At 73.0% G+C, this 26,217-nt stretch carries 26 protein-coding genes; 13 read left to right on the forward strand and 13 right to left on the reverse strand.

Annotation, left to right across the window (positions count from 1 at the left end; genetic code table 11):
• Window positions 1–439 precede the first annotated feature (439 nt).
• Window positions 440–1,456: a DUF4349 domain-containing protein gene (locus WMF14_RS47240; protein WP_437797363.1), complete on the reverse strand. Its 1,017-nt coding sequence runs from the start codon at window positions 1,454–1,456 to the stop codon at window positions 440–442.
• Window positions 1,457–1,589: 133 nt separating this feature from the next.
• On the opposite strand from WMF14_RS47240, the gene WMF14_RS47245 reads away from it, so the two are divergent.
• Window positions 1,590–2,513 (forward strand): NAD(P)/FAD-dependent oxidoreductase, encoded by a 924-nt coding sequence (locus tag WMF14_RS47245; RefSeq protein ID WP_437797365.1) that lies wholly within the window; start codon window positions 1,590–1,592, stop codon window positions 2,511–2,513.
• Window positions 2,514–2,552: 39 nt separating this feature from the next.
• On the opposite strand, the gene WMF14_RS47250 is transcribed toward WMF14_RS47245, so the two are convergent.
• The 5 genes from WMF14_RS47250 to WMF14_RS47270 all read right to left on the reverse strand — a co-directional run bounded on the left by WMF14_RS47250 (window position 2,553) and on the right by WMF14_RS47270 (window position 5,701).
• Complete coding sequence (locus WMF14_RS47250) at window positions 2,553–3,014, reverse strand: hypothetical protein (RefSeq protein ID WP_437797367.1); 462 nt, start codon at window positions 3,012–3,014, stop codon at window positions 2,553–2,555.
• On the reverse strand, window positions 3,011–3,412 hold the full coding sequence (locus tag WMF14_RS47255; protein ID WP_272096497.1) for a hypothetical protein: 402 nt from the start codon (window positions 3,410–3,412) through the stop codon (window positions 3,011–3,013). Before WMF14_RS47255 ends, WMF14_RS47250 begins: the two co-directional genes overlap by 4 nt.
• Window positions 3,405–3,971 carry an RNA polymerase sigma factor gene (locus WMF14_RS47260; protein ID WP_437797369.1) on the reverse strand — a complete coding sequence of 189 codons (567 nt, stop codon included), beginning with the start codon at window positions 3,969–3,971 and terminating at the stop codon, window positions 3,405–3,407. Before WMF14_RS47260 ends, WMF14_RS47255 begins: the two co-directional genes overlap by 8 nt.
• A gap of 29 nt (window positions 3,972–4,000) precedes the next feature.
• On the reverse strand, window positions 4,001–5,062 hold the full coding sequence (locus tag WMF14_RS47265; RefSeq protein ID WP_437797371.1) for a Spy/CpxP family protein refolding chaperone: 1,062 nt from the start codon (window positions 5,060–5,062) through the stop codon (window positions 4,001–4,003).
• A 147-nt stretch (window positions 5,063–5,209) separates the two neighbouring features.
• Window positions 5,210–5,701 (reverse strand): GreA/GreB family elongation factor, encoded by a 492-nt coding sequence (locus WMF14_RS47270; RefSeq protein WP_272096501.1) that lies wholly within the window; start codon window positions 5,699–5,701, stop codon window positions 5,210–5,212.
• A 678-nt stretch (window positions 5,702–6,379) separates the two neighbouring features.
• Between WMF14_RS47270 and WMF14_RS47275 the strand changes: the two genes are divergently transcribed.
• The 5 genes from WMF14_RS47275 (at window position 6,380) to WMF14_RS47295 (ending at window position 10,568) form a co-directional block, all read left to right on the forward strand.
• Window positions 6,380–6,982 carry a response regulator transcription factor gene (locus WMF14_RS47275; protein WP_272096503.1) on the forward strand — a complete coding sequence of 201 codons (603 nt, stop codon included), beginning with the start codon at window positions 6,380–6,382 and terminating at the stop codon, window positions 6,980–6,982.
• 46 nt (window positions 6,983–7,028) lie between these two features.
• A complete protein-coding gene (locus WMF14_RS47280) occupies window positions 7,029–7,763 on the forward strand; it encodes a sensor histidine kinase (RefSeq protein ID WP_437797374.1) in 735 nt (244 codons plus the stop codon).
• A gap of 25 nt (window positions 7,764–7,788) precedes the next feature.
• Window positions 7,789–9,366, forward strand: coding sequence for a sensor histidine kinase (locus WMF14_RS47285; RefSeq protein ID WP_437797376.1), 1,578 nt, complete (start codon window positions 7,789–7,791; stop codon window positions 9,364–9,366).
• A gap of 22 nt (window positions 9,367–9,388) precedes the next feature.
• Window positions 9,389–10,123 (forward strand): response regulator, encoded by a 735-nt coding sequence (locus WMF14_RS47290; protein WP_437326439.1) that lies wholly within the window; start codon window positions 9,389–9,391, stop codon window positions 10,121–10,123.
• Window positions 10,124–10,211: 88 nt separating this feature from the next.
• The gene (locus WMF14_RS47295; protein WP_437797378.1) at window positions 10,212–10,568 is read left to right on the forward strand and encodes a response regulator; all 357 of its coding nucleotides are present in this window, start codon (window positions 10,212–10,214) and stop codon (window positions 10,566–10,568) included.
• A gap of 69 nt (window positions 10,569–10,637) precedes the next feature.
• On the opposite strand, the gene WMF14_RS47300 is transcribed toward WMF14_RS47295, so the two are convergent.
• A complete protein-coding gene (locus WMF14_RS47300) occupies window positions 10,638–11,762 on the reverse strand; it encodes an acyl-CoA dehydrogenase family protein (RefSeq protein WP_437797380.1) in 1,125 nt (374 codons plus the stop codon).
• A 104-nt stretch (window positions 11,763–11,866) separates the two neighbouring features.
• The gene (locus WMF14_RS47305; RefSeq protein WP_437797382.1) at window positions 11,867–13,018 is read right to left on the reverse strand and encodes a methionine aminotransferase; all 1,152 of its coding nucleotides are present in this window, start codon (window positions 13,016–13,018) and stop codon (window positions 11,867–11,869) included.
• Window positions 13,019–13,250: 232 nt separating this feature from the next.
• On the opposite strand from WMF14_RS47305, the gene WMF14_RS47310 reads away from it, so the two are divergent.
• Window positions 13,251–13,976: an SDR family oxidoreductase gene (locus tag WMF14_RS47310; protein ID WP_437797384.1), complete on the forward strand. Its 726-nt coding sequence runs from the start codon at window positions 13,251–13,253 to the stop codon at window positions 13,974–13,976.
• Window positions 13,977–14,010: 34 nt separating this feature from the next.
• Here the strand turns inward: WMF14_RS47310 and WMF14_RS47315 are convergent, their stop codons facing one another.
• Entirely contained in the window at window positions 14,011–14,628 is a 618-nt protein-coding gene (locus WMF14_RS47315; protein WP_437804421.1) for a TetR/AcrR family transcriptional regulator, read from the reverse strand.
• A 108-nt stretch (window positions 14,629–14,736) separates the two neighbouring features.
• On the opposite strand from WMF14_RS47315, the gene WMF14_RS47320 reads away from it, so the two are divergent.
• Window positions 14,737–15,477, forward strand: coding sequence for an SDR family NAD(P)-dependent oxidoreductase (locus WMF14_RS47320; RefSeq protein WP_272096513.1), 741 nt, complete (start codon window positions 14,737–14,739; stop codon window positions 15,475–15,477).
• Between the two features lie 118 nt (window positions 15,478–15,595).
• Complete coding sequence (locus WMF14_RS47325; RefSeq protein ID WP_437797386.1) at window positions 15,596–16,522, forward strand: hypothetical protein; 927 nt, start codon at window positions 15,596–15,598, stop codon at window positions 16,520–16,522.
• Between the two features lie 88 nt (window positions 16,523–16,610).
• On the opposite strand, the gene WMF14_RS47330 is transcribed toward WMF14_RS47325, so the two are convergent.
• Entirely contained in the window at window positions 16,611–18,725 is a 2,115-nt protein-coding gene (locus tag WMF14_RS47330) for a cytochrome C peroxidase (protein ID WP_437797388.1), read from the reverse strand.
• 384 nt (window positions 18,726–19,109) lie between these two features.
• Here WMF14_RS47330 and WMF14_RS47335 point away from each other — a divergent pair, with 384 nt between their 5' ends.
• Entirely contained in the window at window positions 19,110–19,754 is a 645-nt protein-coding gene (locus tag WMF14_RS47335) for a glutathione S-transferase N-terminal domain-containing protein (protein ID WP_437797389.1), read from the forward strand.
• A gap of 109 nt (window positions 19,755–19,863) precedes the next feature.
• Window positions 19,864–20,841: a hypothetical protein gene (locus tag WMF14_RS47340; protein ID WP_272096518.1), complete on the forward strand. Its 978-nt coding sequence runs from the start codon at window positions 19,864–19,866 to the stop codon at window positions 20,839–20,841.
• Window positions 20,842–20,990: 149 nt separating this feature from the next.
• Here WMF14_RS47340 and WMF14_RS47345 read toward each other — a convergent pair whose 3' ends face one another.
• Together WMF14_RS47345 and WMF14_RS47350 are read right to left on the reverse strand one after the other, a co-directional pair.
• Complete coding sequence (locus WMF14_RS47345) at window positions 20,991–21,785, reverse strand: hypothetical protein (protein WP_437797391.1); 795 nt, start codon at window positions 21,783–21,785, stop codon at window positions 20,991–20,993.
• Entirely contained in the window at window positions 21,772–22,356 is a 585-nt protein-coding gene (locus WMF14_RS47350) for a hypothetical protein (protein ID WP_437797393.1), read from the reverse strand. Before WMF14_RS47350 ends, WMF14_RS47345 begins: the two co-directional genes overlap by 14 nt.
• A gap of 287 nt (window positions 22,357–22,643) precedes the next feature.
• On the opposite strand from WMF14_RS47350, the gene WMF14_RS47355 reads away from it, so the two are divergent.
• Both WMF14_RS47355 and WMF14_RS47360 read left to right on the forward strand, forming a co-directional pair.
• Window positions 22,644–23,507 carry a LysR family transcriptional regulator gene (locus WMF14_RS47355; protein WP_272096521.1) on the forward strand — a complete coding sequence of 288 codons (864 nt, stop codon included), beginning with the start codon at window positions 22,644–22,646 and terminating at the stop codon, window positions 23,505–23,507.
• Window positions 23,508–23,752: 245 nt separating this feature from the next.
• Window positions 23,753–25,402, forward strand: a complete 1,650-nt coding sequence (locus tag WMF14_RS47360) for a 5'-nucleotidase C-terminal domain-containing protein (RefSeq protein ID WP_437797395.1) — start codon at window positions 23,753–23,755, stop codon at window positions 25,400–25,402.
• 54 nt (window positions 25,403–25,456) lie between these two features.
• On the opposite strand, the gene WMF14_RS47365 is transcribed toward WMF14_RS47360, so the two are convergent.
• Complete coding sequence (locus WMF14_RS47365; protein WP_272096525.1) at window positions 25,457–26,116, reverse strand: siderophore-interacting protein; 660 nt, start codon at window positions 26,114–26,116, stop codon at window positions 25,457–25,459.
• Between the last annotated feature and the right edge of the window lie 101 nt (window positions 26,117–26,217).

Raw genomic sequence — 26,217 nt, forward strand, 5'->3', positions numbered from 1 at the left:
CCCCCCCCCGGGTTCGTCCCTTCGTGGCCTCGTCGAAGGGCGGAATGGGTGTACCGATGACTAGCCATCATGTCCAGTGCTCAACAGGCGATTTGTGTAGAATTCTCAAGTCGTTGGAGTCAGGGGTGCTCTGTCCACGGCGTGCTGGGCGAACGCGAGGCCGTGTGTCGTGTTCGTCGTGCGCCATCTGAGACCCAGTAAAGAGCGGTGATGATCGAAATCTCACATTGCATGAAGGCTCGACAGAATGGCGGCGAGCGGCCTGTGTGTCGTTGCAATGTGCAGTGTGGCGATAGGTGCGTGTGCGGGGCTGGGGGCAATGGCGCGGGGCACCCCGCTGACGAGCGCGTCGCCGAGCGCTTCGACGGGTGTTGTCAGAGGAGGTCGTGCACGGGGGCCGAGCAGGCGATGATCGAGCTGCTCGGGTCTGCGATCCGGCTCACCCGGGGTCGATCTCGCCGTCGCCGCGCGGGCCCTGCGCCGGAGGCGGCGAGGTCGGTTCCGGGGAAGGCTGCGCGCCCTGCGCCGGCGGCGCGGCGACCGGGTAAGGCTGCGCACCCTGCACCGGCGGCGCGCCGGTCGGGTAAGCGTGCATCGGGCCCGCCTGGAAGGGCGGACGGAAGCTGGCTGTCGTGCGCCGCTGCCGCCGGACGATCGCGCGAAGGGCGTAGTAGAGCGCCGTGAAGAACGCCGCCAGGAGCAGCAACGTGGGGCCGATCGACGCGGCGAGGACCGCGGTTTTCACGGCGACGACCCCTGCGTTCTCGATTCCCTCGCTGGCCGCGCGGGCGATCTTGCCGCCGGCGCCCAATGTCTGCTCCTCGCCGCGCGCCGTGATCGACATCTTCACGGTCGCATAGGCGATCTGCCCCTCCAGCAATCGCTCCTGCGCCTCGATCTGCTCGATCGTCTCACGCACGCTCCCGAGCTGCTTCTCGACGGCGACCACGTCCGCGAGGCTCCCCGTCCTGTCGGAGAGCAGGTCGAGCAGCCGCTTTTCCTGGGCGCGGGCGTTCCGCAGTCGCGCGCCGATGTCCGCGCGCTGCTCGGTCACGTCCTCGGCCTTCTCCGCGTCGTCGACCACCTCGCCGACCGACGCCGCCGCGGCGCGGAACGCGCCGACCTTCGCCGAGGGGACCCGCGCCTCGAGCGACGCGCTCCGGTGCGGGCCGCCGTGCACCCGGGCCTCGCTCACGTAGCCGCCGTGCTCCTCGACCGCGGTCCGCAGCCGCTGCATCGCCGGCTCGAAGGCGTCGACCAGGATCGCGGTCTCGACGGTGATCCGCATCGCCCGCCCGGCGAGCGGCGCCGCGGGGGATGGCCCCTGCGCTCGCTGCCCCCGCTCTCGCTGATCGAGCGCCGCGGCCTGCGCGGGCGGGGCCGATCCGGAATGGTCCCCTTTGGCGCAGGCGCTCGTCAGCGCCACGGCCAGGAGCAGCACGGCAGGCAGCCTCATGCAGGAGCGCATGGGGTGACCTTAGCGGTTCGAGCGAGCGTCCGCGAGCCCACCTCGGGCGAGGACGCGGACGCGCCGCGCGCGCCGTGCCACCGCCGCGCACGGCGCGCCCGTTGCGAGGCGGGCGCCGATCATGTCGACACGCGAAGAGGACATCCCGGGGTACGACGCGATCATCGTCGGCGGAGGGCCGGCCGGCCTCAGCGCGGCGCTCATCCTGGGGCGCTGCCGGAGGCGCGTCCTCGTGTGCGACTCGGGGCAGTACCGCAACCACGCGGCGCGCGAGATGCACGGCTTCCTGTCGCGCGACGGGATCGCGCCGTCCGAGCTCCGGCGGATAGCGCGCGAGCAGCTGGAGCCCTACGGCGTCGAGATCCGCGAGGCGGCCGTCACCGACGTCCGCCGCGCAGCGAGGCGCTTCGAGGTGACGCTGGAAGGAGGCGAGCGCCTGCGCTGCCGCAAGCTGCTGCTCGCCACCGGGCTCGTCGACCGGCTGCCGGAGCTCCCGGGGCTCCCCGCGATGTACGGCAAGAGCGTGCACCACTGTCCCTACTGCGATGGATGGGAGGCGCGCGATCAGGCGATCGGCGTCTACGGACAGGGCAGCACCGGGGTCTCGCTCGCCGTGAACATGAAGACGTGGAGCGATGATGTGGTCCTGTTCACGGACGGGCCAGCCTCCCTGTCGAGATCGGACGCGGATCGGCTCGCGCGCCACCGGATCGGCGTGCGCGAGGAGCGGATCGCCCGGCTCGAGGGCAGCGACGGGACGCTGGAGCGCGTGGTGCTCGAGGACGGCAGCGCGGTGGAGCGCCGCTCGCTCTTCCTCAAGGCCAAGCAGGAGCAGGGGTCGGATCTGGCCGAGCGGCTCCGCTGCGCGGTCACGGAGGAGCGGGGCGTCGAGACGGTCGCCGAGCACGAGGAGACGACCCACGAGGGGGTCTTCGTCGCCGGGGACGCCTCGAAGGAGGTGCTGCTCGCCATCGTGGCCGCCGCCGAGGGGGCCGCCGCGGCGTTCGGGATCAACTGCGCGCTGCAAGAAGAGGAGCTCGCGTAGCGGGCAGCGCGCCCTCGTCGGCCCTGCCCGGGCAGGCGCTCAGTCGCCCCGACCGCCCGGCCCGCGCCCGCGGCCAGGCCCCGGCCCGAACGGCGGCGGGCCCGGGTGCCGCCGCCGCTCGGCCTCGAGCTCCTCGTAGCGGGTGAGCTGCTCGGGCGTGAGCACGCCCTTCACGCGCGCGTCGGTGCGATCGCGGAGGGCGTCGAGCGCGGGGCGGCACTCGGAGAGGAGCCGCTCCCGCTCGGCCTCGGCCTCGGCGATGGTCGCCCTGAGCTCGCGCACCTGACGGTCGGTGAGGTCGAGGTGGCGGCGCATCGCCTTGAGGCGGAACTGGGCGCGCGCCTCGGTCGGAGGACCCCGGAAGGTCGCCTCGAGGTCGCGCAACGCCGTGACGCGGCCGATGGCCGCGCCGGCGACGCCGCCGAAGAGGAAGACCGCGGCCAGCACGGCCAGCGGCTTCCAGCGGGCGAGGGCGGGCGGGGACGCGGGGCGCTGGTTCATTCGCTCGCCTCGACGGCCTCCACGGAGGCCACGATCGCGCTGTCGACGTCGCGCTGCGTCTGCAGAAAGAAGAGGACGCTCGCGGCCGCAGCGAGGGCGGTCACGACGAGGGCAGGGCGACCCGAGCGGACGATGCCGTCGGCGATCGCGGGCCGCGCGGGGAGGAGGGGAGGAGCGGCCGTCGCCGCGCGGACCATGGCCTCGGTGAAGCCGGCGTCCGGCTCGAGGCCGTCGGTCGCGGCCGCGATGCGCGCGAGCGGATCGCTGGCCGCGCTGGCCGTCGCAGCGCGCAGCACGGCCGCCGTGAAGCGGTCGTCGGCGTCGATGCGAGCGGTCGCGGCCGCGAGGCGCGCGAGGTCCCGATCGGGTCCGGTCCGGTCGTCGTCGCGGTCAGACATGCGGCGCCTCCTCCTCGATCTGCCGGGCGCGGAGCGCGGCGCGGGCGCGCACCAGGCGTTGTTCGACGGCGCCCTCGGAGCAGCCGAGCGCCGCCGCGGCCTCCTTTGCGGGCAGGCCCTCGACGGCGACGAGGACGAGCGCGGCGCGCTCCTGGGGCGGGAGCGCGGCGAGCAGGGCGTCGAGCTCGCGCAGCGCGACGCGCGCCTCGGCGGAGACGAGGCCGTCGAAGCGCGGCTCGGCGGGCGCCTCGCGCGGGGTCTCGCGGCGGCGCCGGAGGGCGTCGAGGCAGGCGTTCGTCACGATGCGGTACAGCCAGGTCTCCACCTTCGATCTCCCGTCGTAGCGCCCCTCGCGCAGGGCGCGGTAGGCGTCGACGAACGCCTCCTGCAGCGCGTCCTCGGCCTCCGCGAGGTCGCCGACCAGGCGCGCGGCCAGGCGGTACATCGGCGCGCGCGTGTGCTCGACGATCTGCCGGAAGGCCGCATCATCGCCCCTGGCGACGCGCGCTGCGACGAGCCTGAGGTCGACGATCACGTTCCCCCGCGATTCTGCGCCCATGGCACCGCGCGCGCTACAGGGACGAGCGCTCAGCGGCGCTCGGGGCCGCGCATGCCGGGCCCGGGGCCGTGCTCGGGGCCGCGCATGCCGGGCCCGGGGCCGCGCTCGGGCCTGCCCGCAAACGGCCCCTTCTCGATGCGTTCGGCGAGGGCATTGCGCTGCGCCTCGTCGAGGATCGGGACGATCGCGGCCAGCGCGCCGACCATGCGGTCCAGGTGCGCCCGCGGGCCCATCTTCTCGCCCGCCGGCGGCTGCGGCAGGAACGCGTTCGCGTCGAAGCGATCCGCGGCGAACGTCTCGAGCCGCGCCCGCATCTCGGCGCGCCTCGCCGCGTGATCTTCCTTCCTCGCGTCCCGGTCGGCGTCGCTCGGGCGCGCGCCCTCGAGGGCCTTGTCGATCTGCGCGCGCTGCTCGTCGCGCAGGTCGAGGCCGGCGAGGAGATGGCCCAGCGGACCGCCGCGCATGCCGGGGCCGCCCATGCCGCCGCGATCGCCGCGCGGGCCGCGGTGGTGCTCGCCGCCCTGCTTGCCGCCGCGCGGGCCGCGCTCTCCTCGCTCATCCATCTTCGCGGCGATCACGTCGACGAGCTGCCGGCGCTGCTCCTTCGTGAGCGTGGCGTGCAGGGTGCTCAGCGCTCCGGCGACGCGCGCGCGGTGCTCCTCGCCCGCGCGGCCGGCGTCGGGGAGCTTCGCCTCGATCGCCGCCCGATCGATCTTGCCCGCGCGCACGCCCTCGGCGAGCGCCGAGAAGACGGCCCCGCCCTTCGGGCCCTCCTTCGCGCCGTCGCGCAGCCCCTCGAGGGCGCCCTCGATCGTCGCTTTCTGCGCGTCCGAGAGGTCGAGCTCGTGGAGCGCCGCGCGCAGGAGGTGCTCGGGGCCGCGCGGGCCGCCGCGATGGCCGCCGAAGCCCTCTCGGGGACCGCCCGCCCCGGGCGGGCCCTGAGCGAGCGCCGCCTCGGCGGCCTCGTCGCTCGGGGACGTGTTGCCCTGCCCCGTCTCCGCCGTGCAACCGGCCACGCCGACGAGCGCGCCGACGAGCGCGCCGACGAGCGGCAATACCGAACCAAGCCTCCACCAACGAGACTGCGTCATCGACTCTTCTCCTGGGTCGCCCGCGTCGTGCCGAGCGGGTCGTTCATCCCTGTGACGCCGGCGGGGAGGGGAGCCCTACGAGGACGAGCGACTTTTTCTGGAGGCAAGCTCCGCAGGAAGCCGGGAGAGGCCGGCGTGGGCTCGGCCTTACCGCACGCTGGCGATCAGGTGGGTGCGCGTGCCCTGCGGTGTGGCGACCTCGGCCTCGTCGCCCTCCGACAGGCCCAGCAGGGACTGGCCGAGGGGGCTCGTCGTGGCGAGGGTCTGCAGCTCGACCCCCTGGAACTGGATGCGCTCGCCGCCCGCGGCCGGCAGGAGGAAGTAGAGCGCGCGCCGCTTTCCGCTCTCCAGCTCCACGAGCGCCGAGCTCTCGATGCCCGCACCGGGGCCGAAGTCGCGCACCGTGAGGGCGCCCAGCCTGGCGAGCGCCTGCTCGAGCTGGAGCACGCGCTCGCTGTGACCTCGCGCCACGTAAGACGCCTCGGTGGCGCGCATGTCCTTGTCGCCCTCGGCGCGGTTCTCCTCGTGCGTCGCGGCGCTGGCGGCGTCGCGCGCCCGCTCGGTGGAGCGCTCGAGCTCACGGGCGAGCTGGTCCCTCAGGGCCGCGAGCAATGCGCGCTTGTCGATGGCCGGTGGCATGGACACGCACATCTTACCAGACGGGATCGCGGCGGTCACTCCACGGTCGTCCGGCGCCGCCGCTCGAGACCCGAGGGGCGCAGCCGTCCTCAGCGCCGCGCGGCGCCCGCCCGTCGCCGCCGCTGTCGGACGAGGAGACGGGAGGCGGTCGGGCTCCTCCGTGAAGACCGCGCGCCTGCCGGCGAGCAGCGCCGAGCGCACACATGCGCTGATTGCAACTCTGTAATGGATGCCTCTCGCACAGAGTCGCAGTTCATGGCTCCTTTTCGCGTCGAGAACTCCCCGCTCCTTGCAGATGTGCAATCCATGCGCGTCGCGCGCGGCGGACTGCCGATGCGCTTATCGTCCGTGTGAATCGAATGTTTCAAGACGGTGACTTGGAAGCACGGGGGAAGCACGCGGGAAGCTCGATGACGCCCCGCGACGGCGAGCGGGAGAACCGCGCAGGAATCGTTCAGGAATCTCTTTGCCGGGGTAGGGTGAGTAGTGTAGATTCCTAATCTGCTACGCCGCTGCTCCGGGCTGGAACGCATCGACACGAGAGCATGGGTGTCGATGCGGCGCCACCGCACAGCCTGGAGCGCGCGAGCCGAGCGCGCGCGACATGACGCGAGGCGTCCTGCCGCCGCTCGTCCGGACTGCGTCCAGAACACTGCACGAGCACACAAGAGGAGAATCGTGAGCCTGTATGCCCAGGAGCGGCTGCGCGTGCTCGTCGTCGACGACGAGCGGAGGATGCTGGACAGCATCGCGGCCATCCTCGACGACGACATCGACGTCGAGACCTGCACGTCCGCCCACCGGGCGCTCGATCTGCTGCAGACAGGCCAGTTCCATGTGGTCTGCTCCGACTACAAGATGCCCGGGATGAACGGAGACGAGCTCCTCAAGCGGGTCGCCGGCCTGCCGTTCTACACGAGCTGCCTGCTGATCACCGGCGACGAGGAGTACATCCGCTCCGGCGAGGCGGGCCGCCACTACGTCATCCTCAAGCCGTTCGAGCCCGCCCGGGTCACCCGGATCGTCCTGGAGCTCGCGCGCCTCGCCCACGCGAGGCGGTCCGCGGACGCCTCCTCGGCGCGCGGCGAGGCCGCCGCGCCCGCCTCGAAGACGAGGAGGGCCGCGCCGTCGCTCAGGCCGCGGGAGAGCCAGGACGCGCCGGTGTCCTCGCAGCGCGAGCGGGTGAGCTCGTACCCGCCCCCGTCCTCCCGCGCGGCGTCGAGCTACCTGGACACGGTGCGGGTCGGAGACGCTGGGCTCCCGGCCCGGACCCTCAAGTGATCGCCCGCAGCGGCGAGCGCGGCACCCGAGGAGGCGATCCCCGACGATGACGAGCCGAGATCCGCTCGGCGCGGTGGAGCAGACCGCGACGGCCGAGGAGATCGTGGCGACGCTGCGCCACGATCTGCGCAATTGCTTCGGGACGATCCGCAATGCGGCGTTCTTCATCCGGCGCAAGGTCGCCCGGGAGCAGGCCTTTCGGGACGACCCGCGGGTGGGGCAGTTCCTCGACGTCATCGACGAGGAGGCGATCGCGGCGAGCGCGCTCGTCGACGGCGTCATCGACGCGAACGCGAGCCTCAGGCGGCGTCCGGTGAGCGCGAGCGCCCGCGAGTGCGCCCTCACGGCGGCGGCCTGCGCGCGCATCGCCGAGCCCGGGATCCGCGTCGACGTCGACGCGGCGGAGGGCGTGGTCGAGCTCGATCCGGCGGAGCTCGCCCTGGCGGTCCGGTGCCTCGTGGAGAACGCGGCGGAGGCGATGCCCGGGGGCGGGGTGGTCACGCTCCGCGGGAGCGTGGTCGGCGCCCGCTACCGCATCGAGGTCGGCGACACGGGGACGGGCGTGCCCGAGGCAGAGCGGGAGGCGATCACGCGCCCGTTCTACACAACCAAGCCGGGCCGCCTCGGCCTCGGGCTCAACATCGCCGGGCGCGTGGCGCGCCGCTATTTCGGGACGCTCACCCTCGGCCACGGCGCGCCCTCCGGCACGCTGGCGTGCATCGAGCTGCCCCTCGCAGCAGCGCCCGAGCCGCCCGGCGCGGGCGCCGAGGAGGGGCCGTGACGGCGCGCGCGGCCGAGGCGCCGCGATGAGCATCCGGGCCGCCCTGTCGCTGATCTTCGCCGTGGCCGCGGCCGTCGTGCTGCTCGCGACCGGCGCGCTCTACGTCACCTCAGCCAGCATGACGCGGCTCCAGCGGCGCGCCGAGCTGTCGTACGAGGACCTCACCCGCCACGTCACGCTCGCCAACCACGCCGGCCGCTACATGCGGGAAGCCGCGGAGATCTCCCTCGGCGGCGGCGACTCCGAGGAGCTCCACTACCTGGCCGGGCTCGTCGCGCGGGACCTGGCCGCGGCGGAGGCGATCGAGCGGGCGCGGGAGCCGCTCGAGCGGGCGTGGGAGCCGCTCGAGCGGGCGTGGGAGCCGCTCGAGCGGACGCTGATCGAGGGCGAGCGCGCCCCCGAGGCGCTGCGCGAGGCGCAGGAAGGCGACGAGCGGCTGCGCCGGATGCGCGTGAGCTTCGCGGCGATCGCCGGGGGCGTCGACCACGTGTCCCGCATGGCGAGCGCCGGGGATCTGGCGGCCTACCGGAGGTTCGTGGAGCGCCCCGAGGCCGAGTACGAGGAGGGGTTCGTGCCCCAGATCGACGCGGCCATCGCCGACGCGCGGCGCGACGTCGCGCGGAACGCGGAGGAGGCGGGCCGCGCGGGCGCCAGGATCAGGATCGCGAGCATCGCCCTGATGACGGCGGCGCTCGTGATCCTCGTCGTCCTCCTCGGTGGCCTCCTGCGCTCGATGGCGCGCGGGTTCGGCGCGCTCGCGGAGTGCTCGCGGCGCATCGCCGGAGGCGATCTCGAACACCGCGTGCCGGACCTGGGAAGGCACGAGTTCGGGCGCATCGGCGCGGCGCTCCGCCACATGGCCGAGAGCCTGCGCGAGGCCCAGGCGTCGAGCGTGCGCGTCGAGCGGCTCGCGGCGATAGGGCAGCTCGCGGCGAGCGTCGGGCACGAGCTCCGCAACCCGCTCGGCGCCATCCGGAACGCGACGCACTACCTCAAGAAGCGCCTCGCCGGGACCGAGGTCGGCGCGGAGCCGCGCGTCGCCCAGTTCCTCGCCCTGATGGAGAAGGAGCTCCTCTCGTGCAACCGGATCATCGGCGATCTCCTGGACTTCGCGCGTGAGCGCAGGCTCCGCCGCACCGCCTGCCCGCTCGCGCCCCTGGTGGACGACGCGATGTCGGTCGTCGAGCCGCCCGCGCACGTGCGCCTCGAGAACCTCGTGCCGGCGGCGCTGCCGGTGCCGAGCCTCGACAAGGACCAGTTCCGGCAGGTGCTCGTGAACCTGATCCAGAACGCGGCCGAGGCGATCCCTGTCGAACGCGAAGGGTGGGTGCGTGTGGTTGGGCGTGTGTGTGACGAGGCCGTGAGCCTCGAGGTGGCCGACAACGGGGATGGGATCGAGGAAGAGCACCTCGCGAAGATCTTCGAGCCGCTCTTCAGCACGAAGCTGAAGGGGACGGGCCTCGGGCTCGCCATCACCGCGGGGATCGTCCGCCTGCACGGCGGCACGATCGCGGTGGAGAGCGCGCCCGGCGCGGGGACGACGTTCACCATCCGGTTACCGCGCGCCGCGGCGCCGGAGGTACACTCCGTTCAAGTCGCGTGACAGCGGAGGGAGACGTCCGTCGATGCAAGGGACCGGACCGGTGCTCGTGGTGGACGACGAGGAGGGGATGCGCGCCACGCTCGCCGCGAACCTCGAGCTCGAGGGGTACGAGGTCGTCGAGGCGCGCGACGGGGCGCACGCCCTCGAGCTCGTGAGGCAGCGGCGCTTCGCGCTCGTGCTGACCGACGTGAGGATGCCCGGCCTCGACGGCGTCGCGACGTTCCGGGAGATCAAGCGGCTCCAGCCGGAGCTCACGGTGGTGCTGATGACGGGCTTCGCGCGCGAGCAGCTCATCGAGCAGGGCATCGGCGAGGGGGTCTATGCGGTCATCTACAAGCCCTTCTCGATGGAGCACCTCATGCGGATCATCGCGCGGGCCCTCTCGTCGCGCGGCGTGCTCGTGGTGGACGACCTCCCCGCGGTCGCGGAGTCGATCGTGGCGGGGCTCAAGGCGGCCGGGCTGCGCGCGGAGGCCGCGTACGACGGGCACACGGCCATCCAGCGCGCGCGGGACGCGGCGGTCGACGTCTGCGTGCTCGACCTCCGGATGCCCTCCCTGGACGGCGTGAGGACCCACGAGCAGATCCGGCGGCTGAGCCGCGGGATCACGGTGATCGCGATGACCGGCCACGCGACGCCGGAGATGATCCACGCGTTCACGAGCCAGGGCGGGTACGCCTGCCTCCACAAACCGTTCGAGGTGCGCGAGCTCATGCACACGATCGCGCGCGCCCGGAGCGACCCGGGGACGTGCTGAGGGTCGCTGGACATGGCGCCGGGCGGCGGCGTGCGCTGCTCCATGCCCGGCCGCGACCGCGCCGGCCGCAGGGGCGGAGGAGGGCGGCGTGAGCGTGACCGTGCTCCTCGTCGACGACGACGCGTCGTCCCGGTTCGTGCTCGCGACGCTCCTGGAGGACGAGGGCTTCCAGGTGGAGGAAGCCGGCTCGTTCGCCGAGGCCGGGCAGAAGATCGCGGCGGAGGGCGCGCGGTACGACCTCGCGCTGCTCGATCAGAACCTCGGCGACGGTCATGGCACCGATCTCGTGGCGGCGCTGCGGGCGCGCCTGCCGCGCGCGAAGGCGGTGCTGATCAGCGGCAGCGGCGACGAGGGCCTCGGCGACGCGCCCCCGCCGGACGCGGTGCTCGCGAAGGGGATCGGCTTTCCGGAGCTGCTCGATCGGATCCGGCAGCTGCTCGGCTGACGCGCTCCGACGGCGCGCGCGCCGGCGCCGCGCGGGCCCGCGCGGCGCGAGGTGGCCGCGCGCGCGGCGTCAGGCGATGCCGAGCAGGGCCTTGCCCACGATGTCGCGGATCGCGGGGCCGGACAGGGCCATGATGGGGCCGCTCATCGCGTCGCGCAGGTGGCGCTCGATGGGGCGGGTGCGCATGTACCCGGCGCCGCCGGCGATCTCCAGGGCCGAGGTGGCGATGGCCACCGCGGCCTCGTTGGCCACCACCTTGGATTGCAGCTGCAGGAGGCCGTAGCTCGGGTCGCCCGCGTCCAGGGCGACGGCGGTGCGCATGGCGAGGGCGCGCGCGGCCTCGAGGCGCAGGCTCATGTCGGCCACGGCGAACTGCACCCATTGCAGCTCGGCGATGGGCCGGTCGCCCGGCGGCAGGACCCGCTCCTTGGCGTAGGCCACGGCCGCGGCCATGGCGGCCTCGGCGATGCCCACGGAGAGCCAGCCGAGGCCGTTGGGAATGGGGTTCGGCGCCAGGGGATCGAGCGCGAGCCGCCGCGACTCGGGCAGGGGCGTGCCCTGGAAGCGGACGATCTGGCTGCGCGTGCCTCGCATTCCGAGGGTGTCCCAGACGGGCTCGATGGCGATCGAGTCGTCCCTCTCGATGAGGAAGAACGCCGGCTGGCCGTCGCAGACAGCGGCCGTGAGGAACCAGTCCGCGCGCTCGCACCCGGTGACGAAGCGCTTCTCGCCGGTCAGGCGATAGCCACCCTCGGCCTTCTGGGCCACCTGGCGTGGCACGAGGAACATGTTGCCGCTGGTGGGCTCGGAGAGCGCGTTGCCGACCCACGCGCCGCGGCGGATCGCCTGCTCGAAGCGGGACCGCTCGCCGGGGTCGACAAGGGCGCGGTAGACCGACAGGGCGCCCTGGTGCATGAGCCACGCCGTGGCGAACGACGCGTCGCCCCGCGCGAGGATGGCCACGATGCGGCCGAAGGTGAGCCACGAGCAGGGCGCGCGGGCGGCGCCGTCGCCGGCGGCCCCGCCGAGCAGCGCTGTGTTGATCGGTGAGCGGATCATGGCGGTCAGCCCCTCGATCGGGAAGGTGGCATCCCGGTCGTGCCGGGCCGCGTGCTCGGCGAGGAGCGCCGAGATCCGTTCGGCCTCGGCGAGGAGCTCGTCGGCCTGACTTGCGTCGTTCTTCTCTGCATTCATGAGGTCGTTCCTCTGTGGCTGCGAGGCATTGAGCTCGCCTGGTCGTCGGCGAACGCGGATGTTACAGGAGGTGGCGCCCCGGAGGTGTTTTCCCCCGCGGACCCTCAGACCCGGCGCAGCCTCTCCGCCGCGCGCTCCAGCGTCTCGTCCCGCTTGGCGAAGCAGAACCGCAGGACGGGCCCGGGCTCCACGCCGGAGAGGAACGGGGAGATCGGGATCGAGGCGACGCCATGCTCGCGGAGGAGGCTCCGCGCGAAGTCGGCGTCTCGCTCGGCCGTGATCGCGGAGGTGTCGAGCAGCTGGAAATACGTGCCCTCGCACGGCAGCGGGCGGAACCGCGAGCCCTCGATGAGCCTCAGGAAGAGATCCCGCTTCGCCTGGTAGAAGAGCGCGAGATCGGCGGCGAGCGGGTCGCGCATCACGAGCTCGGCATACGCGTGCTGGATGGCGCCGTTCACCGCGAACGTCACGAACTGGTGGACCCGCTGGATCTCGGCAGAGAGCGCCTGCGGCGCCGCGCAATAGCCCACCTTCCAGCCGGTCGTGTGGTACGTCTTGCCGAAGGAGCTGATGACGACGGAGCGATCCGAGAGCTCCGGATACCGCGCGAGGCTCTCGTGCCGGCGCCCGTCGAAGAGGATGTGCTCGTAGACCTCGTCGCCGACGACGAGGACGTCCCGCCCGTCCACGACGCGGGCGAGCTCGCGCATGTCGTCGGCCGACAGCATCGTTCCGGTCGGGTTGTGCGGAGAGTTGATGAGCAGGAGCCGCGTGCGCGGCGTGAGCGCGCGCCGCACCTCGTCCCAGTCGACGCGGTAGTCCGGAAAGCGGAGCGTGACGAACACGGGCGTTCCGCCGTTCAGCTGCACGGCCGGCGCGTACGAGTCATAGCAGGGCTGGAACAGGATGACCTCGTCCCCGGGCCGGACGAACGCGGTGATCGTGCTGAAGATGCCCTCGGTCGCGCCCGAGGTGATCGTGATCTCGGTCGCCGGATCGTAGCGGCGGCCATAGAGCCGCTCGATCTTCATCGCCAGCGCCTCGCGCAGGGCCAGCACGCCCTGCATGGGGGCATACTGGTTGTGGCCGGCGCGCATGTGGCGGGCGACGGCCTCCACCAGCTCCGGCGCGCAGTCGAAATCCGGGAAGCCCTGCGACAGGTTGATGGCGCCGTGCTCGTTCGCGAGCCGCGTCATCACCGTGAAGATGCTGACGCCGGTCGACGGCAGCTTCGATGCGAGCGCAGGCGTGGTCATGGCAGGTCCTATATCACCCCTCCAGCCCGGCCGTGCTTCCCGGCAGCGCGCCGCGGAGCGCGAGGGCCGCGACCGCCGCCGCCGAGACCAGCCTGGCTCGAGGCCGGCGCCCCGCCTGAGGCCGGCTACCGGCTCCGCGCGCGCGCGCCGCGCCCGTGATAGCGTGCCTCCCGCCGGCGCGGGGGGGCGGCGCTCCGTTCCTCTGCGCGCGGCGGAGAGAGAGGGGGACACCGTGCGGCTGAAGGACAAGATCGCGCTCATCACCGGGGCGAGCAGGGGAATCGGGAAGGCCAGCGCGCTCGCGCTGAGCCGGGAGGGGGCCGTCGCGGTCGGCGTGGCGCGCACCGCGGCCGATCTGTCGGCGCTCGAGGGGGAGATCCGCGCGGCGGGCGGCCGCGGGCTGATGATCGAGGCCGACGTCACCCGCGCCGCCTCCGTCGCCGCGTGCGTGGAGAGGGTCGTCGGCCAGCTCGGGAGGGTCGACATCCTCGTCAACAACGCGGGCATCGGCGGATACCGGCCCTTCCTCGACTGGTCGGAGGACGACTACGACCGCATCATGGCGACGAACGTGAAGGGGACATGGCTGTTCTGCCGCGAGGTCATCCCCCACATGCGCCGCCAGGGCGGCGGCCACATCATCAACGTCGCGAGCGTCGCCGGCCTTCAGGGCTATCCGAGCGAGGCCATCTACTGCGCCTCCAAGTTCGCGCAGATGGGCCTGACCCAGGCGCTCGATCGCGAGTTCTGGCAGGAGAACATCAAGGTGAGCGCCGTCTGTCCGGGCGGCGTCGAGACCCACTTCGCCCTCGGCGACGGGCGCACCGCCGGCTCGGAGCGCATGCAGGGCTTCTCCACGCCGGAGGACGTGGCCGAGGCCGTGGTGCTCGCCGCGCTGCCGCGGGACCGCTCGCGCATCGTGCAGATCGTCATGCGGCCGATGAACGAAGCCACGTAGAGCGTGGGCTCACCCCGCGCGCCGCCGGGCGCGCTCAGACCGCGGCGCGCGGCCTCGCCAGCGTCTCCCATGCTGCCATCGCGCAGTCGACGATCGCCTGGAGCGCCTCGCGCGAGGCGCCGTCGCGGGCCTGGAGGGAGAGGCCCTGGAGCACGGCGGTGTAGAAGGCGGCGAGCGCCGCCGTGTCGGTGCCCACCGGCACGTCGCCCTCGACGACGCCGCGATCCAGCCGGCGCCGGAGCACGTCGAGCGCCGCCCGCCGGCACGCGGCCAGGTAGGCGCGCACGCGCTCGTTCTCCGGCGTGCCGAGCGTCGCGGCGAGCACGACCATGCAGCCGCTCGGCTTGCCCGGCGTCACGTACCCCTCGACGTTGCCGCGCAGCATCGCCTCGACCGCCCTGCGCGCCGTCGGCTCGTCGCGCAGGGCCCGGTTCGTCGTCGCGCCCTCGACCTCGGTGTAGAGCTCAACGGCCTCGCGAAACAGCGCCTCCTTGCAGCCGAACGCGGCGTAGAGGCTCGGCGAGTTGATGCCCATCGCGGCCGTGAGATCGCTGAGCGAGGTGCCCTCGTAGCCCCGCTCCCAGAACACCTCCATCGCCCGCCGCAAGGCGGCGCTCCGATCGAAGCTGCGAGGGCGACCTCGTCCGACCATCATCGAGACCTTTCTGTAGTTCTGTGACAATCGATAAAAAAAGGATTGACCACCGGTCACGGGACAGACTATACATTCTGTATCGATCTGTACAGAAAAGAGGCTGACATGGCGGAATTTGCAGGCAAGGTGGCGCTGGTGACCGGGGGCAGCCGCGGGATTGGCGCGGCGATCGTCAAGCGGCTGGCGCGGGGCGGGGCGGATGTGGCGCTGACGTACGTGAGCGCCGCGGACAAGGGGCGCTCGGTGATCGCCGACGTCGAGGCGGCCGGTCGGCGGGGGATGGCGATCGCGGCGGATACCGCGGATCCGGCGGCGATCGTCGGCGCGGTCGAGCGGACGGTGGCCGAGTTCGGCAGGCTGGACATCCTCGTCAACAACGCCGGCGTCGCCATCATGGCGCCGATCGAGGCCGTGACGCTCGCGGACCTGGACAAGACGCTGGGAATCCATGTTCGGGGCGTCTTCCTCGCCTCGCAGGCCGCGGCGCGGCACATGGGCGCCGGCGGGCGCATCATCAGCATGGGCAGCTGCCTCGCCGACCGGGTGCCGGGGCCGGGAATCGCGCTGTACTCCATGAGCAAGTCCGCGCTGATCGGCCTCACGAAGGGCCTCGCCCGCGATCTCGGGCCGCGCGGCATCACCGCCAACCTCATCCAGCCCGGCCCGATCGACACGGACATGAACCCGGCCAACGGCGCTGGGGCGGATATGCAGCGGAGCATGCTCGCGCTCGGTCACTACGGCAGCACCGACGACATCGCCGCCACGGTCGCTCACCTTGCCGGCGAAGGCGGGCGCTTCATCACCGGAGCGACGATCACCATCGACGGCGGGTTCACGGCCTGAGGGGAGGCCGCGCGGCCCGCCATGGCGCCGCCACCCGCTCGATGTGCATGACTCACGCGGGTATCCCGTAATATCGGCCTTCTCCTCGCTGGCACGCGATCTGCCGTGAGTGCCATGCATGGGAGACGCGGACATCACCTTGCGCCACCTCGCCCGGAGGCGGCCCGGGGACCTGGCGCGCGCCTTCGTCCCGGAGGGCCATCGCACCGAGGTCGTCGGCTGGGTGGACAGCCAGGTCACGAACATCGAGCGCCGCCTCGACAAGGCGCTGCGCCTGCAGGTCGACGGCGAGCCGCGGGTGCTGCATGTCGAGTTCTGCTTCGCGCTCCGTGAGGACGTGCCGGATCGCGTCCTCGAATACCTCGGCTTCCTCTTCGCCGCGCTCCGCCTCGAAGCCCCCGGTGAGCCTGTGCCGCCGATCGAGAGCGTCGTCGTGGTCCTCTCGGGCAGAAAGCGGCGCTTGCGCGCGACGGGCCAGCGCTGCACCGCATGGCCGGGTCGGCCGTTCAGCGGGACGCACTTCCGCGTGGACGCCGTCTACCAGCGCACGGTGGCGGAGCTCCGGGCGCGCGGCAGCGTGCTCTGGCTGGTGTTCGCCCCGCTGGCGCGGGACGCGACCGCGGCGGCGCTGCGGGAGGTCGTCGCAGAGATCCACGCGGGGGCAAAGGCCGCGGCGGAGCGGGCCGAGCTGTACACGGCGCTGCTGGTGATGGCCGCCATCGATCCCTGGGGGCATGATCTGCGGAAGGAGCTCATCGACATGGTGGAGGACAAGGAAGAGGGGCTGCTCCGGCGCACGCCGATCATCGGAGAGATGATCATCGAGGCCGAGCGACGAGGCGAAGAACGAGCACAGGAGGCGATCGCAGAGCTGCTCGGCCGCCTCTTCGCGCGGCGGATCGGGCGACAGCCGACGGCTGACGAAGCGCGTTCGATTCTGGAGCGAGCCCGCGCGAACGGCCCGGGGGAGGTCACGGATGCCTTGCTCGATCTCGAGGGCGAGGCGCTGGTCCGCTGGCTCGCGGAGCCGATTCGCCGCTCGTGAGCTCCCGCGAGAGGCGCGGAGACCGGGCGCGTGGCCGCCGAGCGGCGCCCAGCTCGGGGCGACGCGGTTCAGGCCGGCCGCGCCGCCCTCAGAGCGACTCCAGGTAAGCGGCCAGGGCGCGCCGATCCCCCGCCGACAGGTGGGCTGTGTGGCCCATCGATCCGTCCACCCCCTCGACCAGCGCGAGCAGCGTCGGGTAGCGGCCGTCGTGGTAGTACGGCGCAGATCGGCCGACGAAGCGCAGCGAGGGCGTCTCGAAGGAGCGCTCCGTCTCGAAGCGCGTCGCGCTCCGCACGTCGTGCCGCGCGCCGTCGGTGGTCAGCTCGTCGCCGACATGGCAGCTCGAGCAGCCGGCCTCGCGGGCGTGGAAGAGCTCCTCGCCGCGCGCGGCGAGGGCCACGCGGGCGCCGGCCGCCGCGGTTGCCGTCTCTGCGGTCGCCGCTTCTGCGGCGCCGGCCGGCGCCGCCACGAGCGCGGCGCGCTCCTCGGCCGTGAGGACCGCCGCCTCGGCGGGCGGCTCCATGCCGCGGAGGTACGCGAAGATGGCGTCGCGCTCCTTCGCGGTCAGGCCGGCGCCGGCGAGCCGGGACATGGTCCGGGCGAAGTGGCTCTCCAGGTCCTTCTTGCCGCCTTCCCAGCCGTACGGCGCTGTGCCATCGAGCCGCCCCATGAGCATCGGCGTCTGGCGCGGGCCCTCCGGCGTCGACCAGGTGAGCGCGTCGTCGCGGCCGTCGGGGTGGCAGCTGGCGCAGGCGCGGCCGTCGAACGCGATGCGACGGCCGCCGGCCGCGTGGAAGAGCCGCTGGCCCTCCGCGCGCTGCTCGTCGAGGCGCGACGCGCGGGGCAGGGCGATGACCGGCAGCTCGCCGGTGAGCTCCTTGCCGATGGCGCTGATCGCGGTCGGCCCCGGAGCGCGCGCGGCGGGCAGGATCGTCAGCGCGCCGTCGAACCGGGAGAAGACCACGGCGCGCCGGCGCGCGCCGTCGACGGCGACGGCGGTGGGCCCGGCGCCCACGCGGGCGCGGAAGAGCTCGCGATCCCGCACCGATCCGGTCCGCGGCGGCTTGCCGGGGATCTCGGCGCGCGCGTCGTAGGCGATCACCTGATCGTGGCCGAGGCAGGTGACGAGCAGGACCTCATCCCCGGGCTCGAACGCTGCCGCGCGCGGAAGCCGGCAGCCGCGGAGCCCGAGGTGGGCCGAGATCGGCGGGACGTCCGCGTGGTCGCCCATCGCGTCGACGACCGCGATGTGCTCGATCGCGGTCTGGACGAGTGCGCTGCCATAACCTCCGGCGCCCGTCGTGGGCCCCGGATCGACGAGCGCGATGGGCGCGAAGACCGCGCCGCTCGCCGCGCGCGCCAGCGCGAAGCCCTGGGAGCCACGGCGATCCACGTTCACCGTCGGGCGGCGCGTCTGGAAGGGCACTTTCCGCGAGGGCCCGCTCGAGCTGCGGGGGAACGGCGCCGCGGGCTTCGACATCGATATCCGGGCGCGCTGCTCCACCCCGTCGGTCGACAGCTCCCGCGCGCCGGTCGGCGCGCCGCCTTCGTCGAGCGTCACGACGCTGATGCGGCCGCCGACCGCGTGGGAGACGAACGCGCGCCGGCCGTCGCTCGACGCGACGACCGCGCTGGGATCCCGGGCGAGCGGGAGCTCGCCGGTGCGCCGGAGGTCGGCGGTCGCGAGGCTGGTCAGCGCGTGGCCCCACCGGCTCGCGACGAGCAGCGTGGCGCGGTCCGGCGTCATCGCGAGGCCCACCGGCTCGCTCGCCACGGGCACCAGGCACCTTCGCTCGAGCGGGGCGGCAGGGCCCACCGGCTCCAGCACCTCGAGCAGGGCGCGGTCGCGCAGCGAGGCCACGACGCGGCCGTCGCCCAGCACGATCACCTGGGCGGGCCGACCAGCGAGCGGGGTGCGCGCGAGGGCGGCGCGGGCGTCGATGTCGACGGTGTGGAGGGCGGCGTCGTCCTCGTCGGCGACGAAGGCGAGGGTGCGCCCGCCGAGGTCCGCGAGGGCGACGCCGGAGCCGGCGTGGGTCGCGTCGAGGGGCGCGGGCGCCGGGCCCGCCGCGCGCCGGGCGCAGGTGGGCGGCGGCGGCGCCTTGGCCGCGACAGGGGGGCTTGGCGGCGGCGCAGGGTCGCGCGGGGCGGGGGTGCAGGCGAGGACGAGGAGGGCGAGGGCGGTCGGAGCGGCGGCTCTCATGCGTGGACCATCGGTCCAGCGGGCGAGAGTGTGACAGGGGCGTCGCCGCGGATCGCCGCTCGCCCGGCCTGGTCGGGCTGGGTTGGAGCGCCGGACGGGCAGCGGGGGAGCCGGCCCGCTCGCGCGGATGGGCCGGAGGCCGACGAGGTCGCTGCGAGGAAGCGCGTTCGATAGAGCAGGTGAGCGCGCGCAGCGCGTGGATCCGGGGACCCGGGTGACCGACTGGGATGCTGCCCGGACGCTTGACAGCGCGGGTTCGCCGTCGGGTACGCTACCTGTCCACGATGCGTTGGAGCGGCGCGACGGGGCTGGGTTGGAGCTCAAGGCGCTCCACGCGCCGGACCCGCATCGACACGGAACGGTTCCCGGATCGGAGAAGCAAGCATGTCAGATGCTCTAGGAGAGCTCGTCAAGCCCGTCATCGTCGGCCGCTCCAGCTCGCACTTCACGCGTGTGACGCGGATCTTCGCCTCGGAGATGGGGGTCGACTGTTCGCTCGAGGTCGTGCGGGACCTCATGTCGTCCAACGCGGCGGACTACGGGGGCAACCCCGCGCTCAAGATGCCGGCTCTCCGGACATCCCGCGGCGTGTGGTTCGGCGCGCTCAATATCTGCCGCGAGCTGTCGCGGCAGTCGAAGCGCGCGGTGCGCACGGTATGGCCGGAGGACCTCGACCAGCCCCTTCTCGCGAACGCCCAGGAGCTCGTCGTTCATGCGATGGCGACGGAGGTCGCGCTGATCATGGCCGGCGCCGCTGGGTCCGGTGATGCCAGCGCGCACCATGCGAAGCAGCGAAATAGCCTGATCAACACCATGTCATGGCTGGAGGACAACGCGAGCCACGCGCTCGCCGCGCTCCCGTCGGACCGGGATCTGAGCTACCTGGAGGTCGCGCTCTTCTGCCTCGTCACTCATCTGGAGTTCCGGCGCGTCCTGCCGACCGATCCCTATCCCGCGCTGAACGGCTTCTGTCGAGAGTTCGCGGCGCGGGCGTCCGCCGGCGAGACCACCTACAGGTTCGACCCCTGAGCGCAGCCCGCCATGGCGCCGCCACCCGCCCGGCGCGCATACCTCATGCTGGGAGCCCGTGATTTCGGCCTCCTCCTCCCTGGCATGCGATCTGCCGGGGACGCCACGCATGGGAGACGCCGATATCGCCTTGCGCCACCTCGCCCGGAGGCGCCCCGGGGACCTGGTGCGCGCCTTCGTCCCCGAGGGCCATCGCACCGAGGTCGTCGGCTGGGTGGACAGCCAGGTCACGAACATCGAGCGCCGCGTCGACAAGGCGCTGCGCCTGCGGGTCGACGGCGAGCCGCGGGTGCTGCACATCGAGTTCTGCTACGCGCTCCGTGAGGACGTGCCGGATCGCGTCTTCGAATACCTCGGCTTCCTCTTCACCGCGCTCCGCCTCGAAGCCCCCGGTGAGCCTGTGCCGCCGATCGAGAGCGTCGTCGTGGTCCTCTCGGGCAGGAAGCGGCGCTTGCGTGCGACGGGCCAGCGCTCTACCGCCTGGCCGGGGCGGCCGTTCAGCGGCGCGCACTTCAGGATCGATGCCGTCTACCAGCACACGATCGGCGAGCTCCGTGCGCGTGGCAGCGTGCTCTGGCTGGTGTTCGCCCCGCTGGCGCGGGACGCGACCGCGGCGGCGCTGTGGGACGTCGTCGCGGAGATCCACGCGGGGGCGGCGACGGCCGCGGAGCGGGCCGAGCTGTATACGGCGCTGCTGGTGATGGCGGCCATCGATCCCTGGGGGCATAATCTGATGAAGGAGCTCGTCGACATGGTGGAGGACAAGGAAGAGGGGCTGCTCCGGCGCACACCGATCATCGGGGAGCTGATCCTCGAGGCCGAGCGGCGAGGGGAGCAACGCGGGGAGCAGCGAGGAGAGCAGCGAGGCGAGCTAAGGGGTGAGCAGCGTGGGGAGGAGAAGGCGATCGCCGAGCTGCTCGGTCGCCTCTTCGCGCGTCGGATCGGCCGACGGCCGACGGTGGAAGAAGAGCGCTCGATCCTCGAGCGAGCCCGCGCGATCGGTCCGGGCGAGGTCGAGGATGCCTTGCTCGATCTCGAGAGCGAGGCGCTGATTCGCTGGCTCGCGGAGCCGGTACGGAGCTCCTGAGCTCCCGAGGGAGCATGGCGAGCCGGACTGTCGCACAGAAGATGGGAGTCGGGGCGGTTCCAACGGAACATCCGAGAAGCGCGTTGAACGAGCGCGCTCGCGCGTAGGGGCCGCGTGGACCGGCCGACGACACCGGCGAGGGCGCCCGCTCAGATGCCGTGGCCGAGCTCCACGCCGAGGACTCCGCTGAACCCGAGGTAGTCGTCCCGCACCACCGTGTCGAAGCCGGGGACCGCCGTGAAGCTCGCGCCCACGTAGGGCCTGAACCACGGCGCGTCGGCCGGCTGGTACCCGACGCGCAGCCCCGTATCGACGACCACGCCGAGGAAGGAGTCCTTGCCCGCGAAGAGCTCGTCCTCCCACGCGCTCACGCGGCGTCCGTCGGGCGTCTTGCGATCGTCCCCTTGCAAGTAGAAGCCGAACCCGCCGTAGCCGACCGTGATCGGGATCTGGACCGCCAGCGCTTCCGCGAACGGCAGCCGGAACGAGAGCCCGACGTGCGCGCCCAGCATGGATCCGTCGGACTTGAGCTCTAGCGTGCGTTGCCCCTTGTAGGTCTGCCCTCCGGGCAGAGCGACCTCGAAGGTGGCCGGATTCATGGGCCCCGGCCGCGCGAGCCCACCCAGGCCGAGGCGCACCAGGCCGTCGGCGAAGGTCACGCCGGCGGCGAACGCCGGCCCGTGCGACACGTGTCCTCCCAGGCCCATCACGCGCCATTCGAGGTCGACGAAGCCGCCTACCGGGACGTCCAGCGCGGGCCGGCGCGCGCTGCGCGCGTCCGCGGCCCCGGGCGGCCCGGCATCGAAGGCGCGCTCGACGTCCCCGGACCCGGCGTCCGGAGCCTGCGCGTCGGCCCGCGTGGCCCCGAGCAGGAGCGCGAGGAACGAGCTCGACGCGAGCGTCATGAGGTGAAGGCCGTGGCCACGGCGGTCAGTGAGCGACACGCGAGCCTCCTTGTCCGAAAGCGAAGCGCGCTCCGAAGGAGCCCTCGAGCATGAACTTGCCGTTGTCGCCGTTGAATCCAAAGCTGCCTCCCGCGCCGGCGTCGAGGGTGAGGAGAACGTGCTCGGACACGGCGTAGCCGGCGCCCGCCGTCAGGACCTGCGCCAGGTCGGCCAGCTCCGTCGTCGGATCGAGCTCCAGCTCGAAGCCGACGGTGGCCCCGGCGCGGAGCAGCCACGCCTCGCCGAGCGCGACGTGAGCCATCATCGACAGCTCGTCGATGTGCCGGAGCGCCGACGCGGGCGCGTCGCCGCCTCCCCCGTCGCGCCCTCCGATATCCCGGAGCGCCAGGAACCCCGTCCTGAGGCGCAGATCGAGCTCGAGCGGGCCGTGCGTCACGAGCGGCATCAGGAAGACTGCAGCGCCCGAGGCGCCGCTCGCGCCTTTCACCGTTTGCCCCCCCATGTACGCTCGCTCGAGGGCCCAGAAGGAGGCAGCGGCGCCGAGCTGCGCCCCACCCGCGAGGCGCACGCGGCCGTCGAGCTCCAGGCCGCCGCCCGTGTCCTTCCCCACGAGGCGTGATCCAAGGACGAGGCGAGCCTCCGCGGACTCTGGATCTGCGGAATCGGCGCCTCGGGGCGCAACCTGCTGCGGCGGGGATGCCCCCGTGGCCTCGGCCGCGTGGAGGCCCAAGGGTGGCAGCAGCGCGCTCAAGAACGCGAGGAGGCGGAGCAGACGGCCCCGCCTCGGCCCATCGAACGTGTGGCGTACGAGCATGCACGCAGGATGGTCAGCGCCCGCTCATGCCGGTAGCGATAGAATGCGGCTTACAGTTATTTCAATTCAGAATAAATTGAGCCATGGATCGATTCCTCGCGCTGCGCGTGTTCTGCAAGGTGGCGGACAGCGGCAGCTTCTCGCGGGCGGCGCGCGAGCTCTCCATGACGCAATCGGCCGCGAGCCGCGGGATCGCCGATCTCGAGTCGCGGCTGGGGCTGCGGCTGTTCGAGCGCACCACCCGGCGCGTCGCGCTCACCCTGGAGGGGCGCGCGTACTACGAGCAGATCGAGGAGCACGTGCGCGCGCTGGAGGACGCGGAGCTCCGCGCCGCCTCCGGCTTCGGGGACCTCGCGGGCCGCGTGAAGCTCTCGGCGCCTGGGGCGCTCGGCCGCCGCCTCCTCTTGCCGGAGCTCGTGCGGATCATGCACGAGTCGCCGGGGCTCGTCGTGGACGCCGCGCTCACCGATCAGCGGGTCGATCTCGTGGCAGGCGCGTTCGATTTCGCGCTTCGCGTCGGTGTCCGCAGCGAGCCGTCGTTCATCGAGCGAACGCTGGGGACCTCGCCCCAGTGGCTCGTCGGGAGCGCCGGCCTGTTCGCCGGCAAGCCGGCGCCGACATCCATGTCGGAGCTCGCCGCGGTGCGGGTCGTGGCGAGCGGCGGGGTGCGCGATCTCGAGAAGCTGGGGCTCTCCGTCAGGCTCACGACCGACGACATCGAGACGAACCTCAGGGCCGTGGAAGCAGGGCTCGGCGTGAGCGTGCTCCCGCGCTGGCTGGTCGCGCGTCGGGTCCAGGAAGGGCGCTTGATCCGCCTCTTGCCCAGGCTCGCGCTGCCGAGCCCGCCCCTCGTCGTCGTCTACCCCCGGCGGCTCCGGCGCGTGGCGCGCCAGGTGCTGGAGCGGATAGAGCGGCACCTCCAGAAGGAGCTCACCTTCGACGGATGAGCGCCTGTGGGGAAGGGGCGCGAGCTGCGCGCCTTCGTCGGAGCAGTATGCGGCGCGGGTGGTCCTGCCGCCCGCGCGACGCCCGCTCGTCCTGCTCTGCCCGCGCAGCGCCCGCGCCATTCCGCGGGTGCGCGCGGTGCTCGAGCCGCTCGCGGAGAGCCTGCGCGCGTGGCGCCCGCCGAAGGCGAGGGGCGCTCGGCGCTGACGGCGTCGCACGGCCGTCGGCTGGGCTATCTTCGATGGCGATGACCGCCGCCGCACACGCCCTGCCCAGAGGCCCCGCTCTGCGGATCGTCTGCGTGAACGACGTGTACTTGCTCGACAACCTCCCGCGCCTCGCGACCCTCGTGCGGCGCCACGCCGCCGCGCCCGTGGATCGCTTCATCACCGTGATGGCCGGCGATTTCCTCGCGCCGAGCCTGCTGTCGAGCCTCGATCACGGCAGGGGCATGGTCGACTGCATGAACGCGCTGCCGATCACCCACACCATCTTCGGCAACCACGAGGCCGACGTCGAGCTGCCGGAGCTCAGGGCGCGGGTGCAGGAGTTCCGGGGCACGTGGCTCAACACCAACATGCCCTCGTTCTCTCCGGCGCTGCCGACGCACGAGATCCTCGACATCTCGAGCCCCGGCGGGCGCGCTGTCCGGATCGGCCTCCTCGGCCTGCTCGTGCACGTGCAGGGCCTTTACCAGCGGGATGCGTTCGGGGGGATCACCATCGAGCCGGCGAACGAGGCGGCCCTCCGCTGGACCCGTCGGCTCCTCCGCGACGAGGGGTGCGCGTGCGTGATCCCGATCACGCACCAGAGCCGCGACCAGGACCTCGCGCTCGCGCGGGCGCAGCGCGATCCGCGCTTTCCCGTGATCCTCGGCGGGCACGAGCACGAGGTGATGCTCGACGACGTGGACGGCTGCTGGGTCGTGAAGGCCGGCACCGACGCGGAGAGCGCTGCGATCATCGACCTCGTGTGGCCGGCCATGGCGCCGCCTGCCGGGGTGCCCGATCTGCCCGTGGTCACCGTCCGGATCGAGGAGGTCGGCGCCTACCCCGAGGATCCGGCGATGCGCGCGCGCGTCGACCGCCACATGCAGATCGTTCGCGATCTCGACGCGGCCACGCTCCTCCGGCTCCCGCCGGGGAGCGAGCTCTCGTCCGTCGGGACGCGGGTGCAGCAGACCTCGCTCGGAGCGCTGCTCTGCGCGCGGATCCGGGACGCCCTCGGGGCGGAGGGGTGCCTCTTCAACGGCGGGGGCATCCGCGGCGGTCGCGTGTACCGGGAGCGCTTCACCTACGGGGATCTCAAGGCCGAGGTGCCCTTCAGCAACGAGGTGGTGGTGACCCTCCTGCCTGGCCGCGTCGTCCGCGAGGCCGTCGCCGCGTCGCGATCGCGCGCCCCCGCCCAGCACGCCGGTTACCTCCAGATCGACGACCGGATGGCGACGGACGCCCGCGGCGTCCTGAGCGCGATCGACGGCCTCCCGCTGGTCGACGATCGCGCGTACCGGATCGCCCTCCCGCGGGGGCTCCTCGGCGGCATGGATGACATCGCGCCGCTGGTCCGCTTCGCCCAGGAACACCCGGAGAAGGTGCCGCCGGCGGACAGCGGGCGCGAGCCGAAGCTCGTCCTCGTCGAGTCGTTCGCCGCGGACCTCGTCCGCCAGCTCGGGGCCTTCGAGACGATCGACGCCGACGGGGACGGCCGCGTCTCGGCCGAGGAGCTGAGGGCCGCCGTCTCGAGGACGACCTCCGAGACGCCGTCCGAGGTGGTCGTCGGCGAGATGATGAAGGCGCTCGATCGCGATGGCGACAAGCGCGTGACGCGCGGCGAGGTCGACGCGCTGTCCTCCTCGCCGCCCTCGGGCGCGAGGGGGCGCGATCGATCCGATCCGTGAGGAGTCTCCGCGGGCTTCCCGCCAAAAGCGGCGCTCGGGGTCGTCCAGATGGGGTCAGTCGATCCCGGTCTTCCCCGCGATCCAGTAGGCCTTGGCGCGCACCTCCCGCACCCCGGCCGCCCGGAGCACCTCCCGGGCCCGCTGGACCCACGCGCCGCCGCCGCAGGCCACCGCCGTGGCGACGCCCGCCGCGCGCTCGCGGAGCAATGCGGCGGCCTCCTCGTCGGACCCCGCAAGGTCCACGGAGACGTCGAGCGATCGCGCCGCCGCCTCCGCCGCGGGGACGTTCGCCACCCGGAGCACGGCGTGGGCGCCGAGGCGGCGCGCCGAGGCCGCCACCCCGAGCGAGGTCTCGTCGCCGGTCAGGAGGCCCACGCCTCCCAGACGGAGGGAGCGTTGCGGGCCGACGAACCGCACGACGTCGCCCGGGCGGACGGCCTCCGTCCACCGCGCGCCCGGCGCGCTCCCGTGCGCGTGGAGGAGCAGCGTGGTCCGACCGTCCGACCAGTCGATCGGGGTGTAGGTCCGCACGTCGTTCGAGGGGAGGAGCACCTGGATCTTGTCGCCGGGCTGCCAGCTGCCCGTGCGCAGCCCCTCGCCCTCGAGCACCACGTGCCGGTAGAGCGGGTGGGGTGCGTCCACGGCCTGCACCTTCGCCTCGGTCAGCACCAGCCCGCCGAGGAGCCCGAGCAAGCGACCTTTTCCGGATGCCATGCGGGTCAGCGTAGTCAGGGCGACCGCGCCGGTGCGTGAAGAACCGTGAAGTCCGGAGGACCGGAGGGCGAAAGCCCTGCAGCTCGACACATCGACGGTGC

The sequence above is a fragment of the Sorangium sp. So ce693 genome (genome assembly GCF_051521375.1).
GTDB classification, from domain to species: Bacteria; Myxococcota_A; Polyangia; order Polyangiales; family Polyangiaceae; genus Sorangium; species Sorangium atrum.

Coding starts and splice junctions, on each gene's coding strand:
- WMF14_RS47240 (WP_437797363.1), bottom strand. CDS start 1,456: ATGAGGCTGCCTGCCGTGCTGCTCCTGGCCGTGGCGCTGACGAGCGCC.
- WMF14_RS47245 (WP_437797365.1), top strand. CDS start 1,590: ATGTCGACACGCGAAGAGGACATCCCGGGGTACGACGCGATCATCGTC.
- WMF14_RS47250 (WP_437797367.1), bottom strand. CDS start 3,014: ATGAACCAGCGCCCCGCGTCCCCGCCCGCCCTCGCCCGCTGGAAGCCG.
- WMF14_RS47255 (WP_272096497.1), bottom strand. CDS start 3,412: ATGTCTGACCGCGACGACGACCGGACCGGACCCGATCGGGACCTCGCG.
- WMF14_RS47260 (WP_437797369.1), bottom strand. CDS start 3,971: ATGGGCGCAGAATCGCGGGGGAACGTGATCGTCGACCTCAGGCTCGTC.
- WMF14_RS47265 (WP_437797371.1), bottom strand. CDS start 5,062: ATGACGCAGTCTCGTTGGTGGAGGCTTGGTTCGGTATTGCCGCTCGTC.
- WMF14_RS47270 (WP_272096501.1), bottom strand. CDS start 5,701: ATGCCACCGGCCATCGACAAGCGCGCATTGCTCGCGGCCCTGAGGGAC.
- WMF14_RS47280 (WP_437797374.1), top strand. CDS start 7,029: ATGACGAGCCGAGATCCGCTCGGCGCGGTGGAGCAGACCGCGACGGCC.
- WMF14_RS47285 (WP_437797376.1), top strand. CDS start 7,789: ATGAGCATCCGGGCCGCCCTGTCGCTGATCTTCGCCGTGGCCGCGGCC.
- WMF14_RS47290 (WP_437326439.1), top strand. CDS start 9,389: ATGCAAGGGACCGGACCGGTGCTCGTGGTGGACGACGAGGAGGGGATG.
- WMF14_RS47300 (WP_437797380.1), bottom strand. CDS start 11,762: ATGAATGCAGAGAAGAACGACGCAAGTCAGGCCGACGAGCTCCTCGCC.
- WMF14_RS47305 (WP_437797382.1), bottom strand. CDS start 13,018: ATGACCACGCCTGCGCTCGCATCGAAGCTGCCGTCGACCGGCGTCAGC.
- WMF14_RS47315 (WP_437804421.1), bottom strand. CDS start 14,628: ATGGTCGGACGAGGTCGCCCTCGCAGCTTCGATCGGAGCGCCGCCTTG.
- WMF14_RS47320 (WP_272096513.1), top strand. CDS start 14,737: ATGGCGGAATTTGCAGGCAAGGTGGCGCTGGTGACCGGGGGCAGCCGC.
- WMF14_RS47325 (WP_437797386.1), top strand. CDS start 15,596: ATGGGAGACGCGGACATCACCTTGCGCCACCTCGCCCGGAGGCGGCCC.
- WMF14_RS47330 (WP_437797388.1), bottom strand. CDS start 18,725: ATGAGAGCCGCCGCTCCGACCGCCCTCGCCCTCCTCGTCCTCGCCTGC.
- WMF14_RS47335 (WP_437797389.1), top strand. CDS start 19,110: ATGTCAGATGCTCTAGGAGAGCTCGTCAAGCCCGTCATCGTCGGCCGC.
- WMF14_RS47340 (WP_272096518.1), top strand. CDS start 19,864: ATGGGAGACGCCGATATCGCCTTGCGCCACCTCGCCCGGAGGCGCCCC.
- WMF14_RS47355 (WP_272096521.1), top strand. CDS start 22,644: ATGGATCGATTCCTCGCGCTGCGCGTGTTCTGCAAGGTGGCGGACAGC.
- WMF14_RS47360 (WP_437797395.1), top strand. CDS start 23,753: ATGACCGCCGCCGCACACGCCCTGCCCAGAGGCCCCGCTCTGCGGATC.
- WMF14_RS47365 (WP_272096525.1), bottom strand. CDS start 26,116: ATGGCATCCGGAAAAGGTCGCTTGCTCGGGCTCCTCGGCGGGCTGGTG.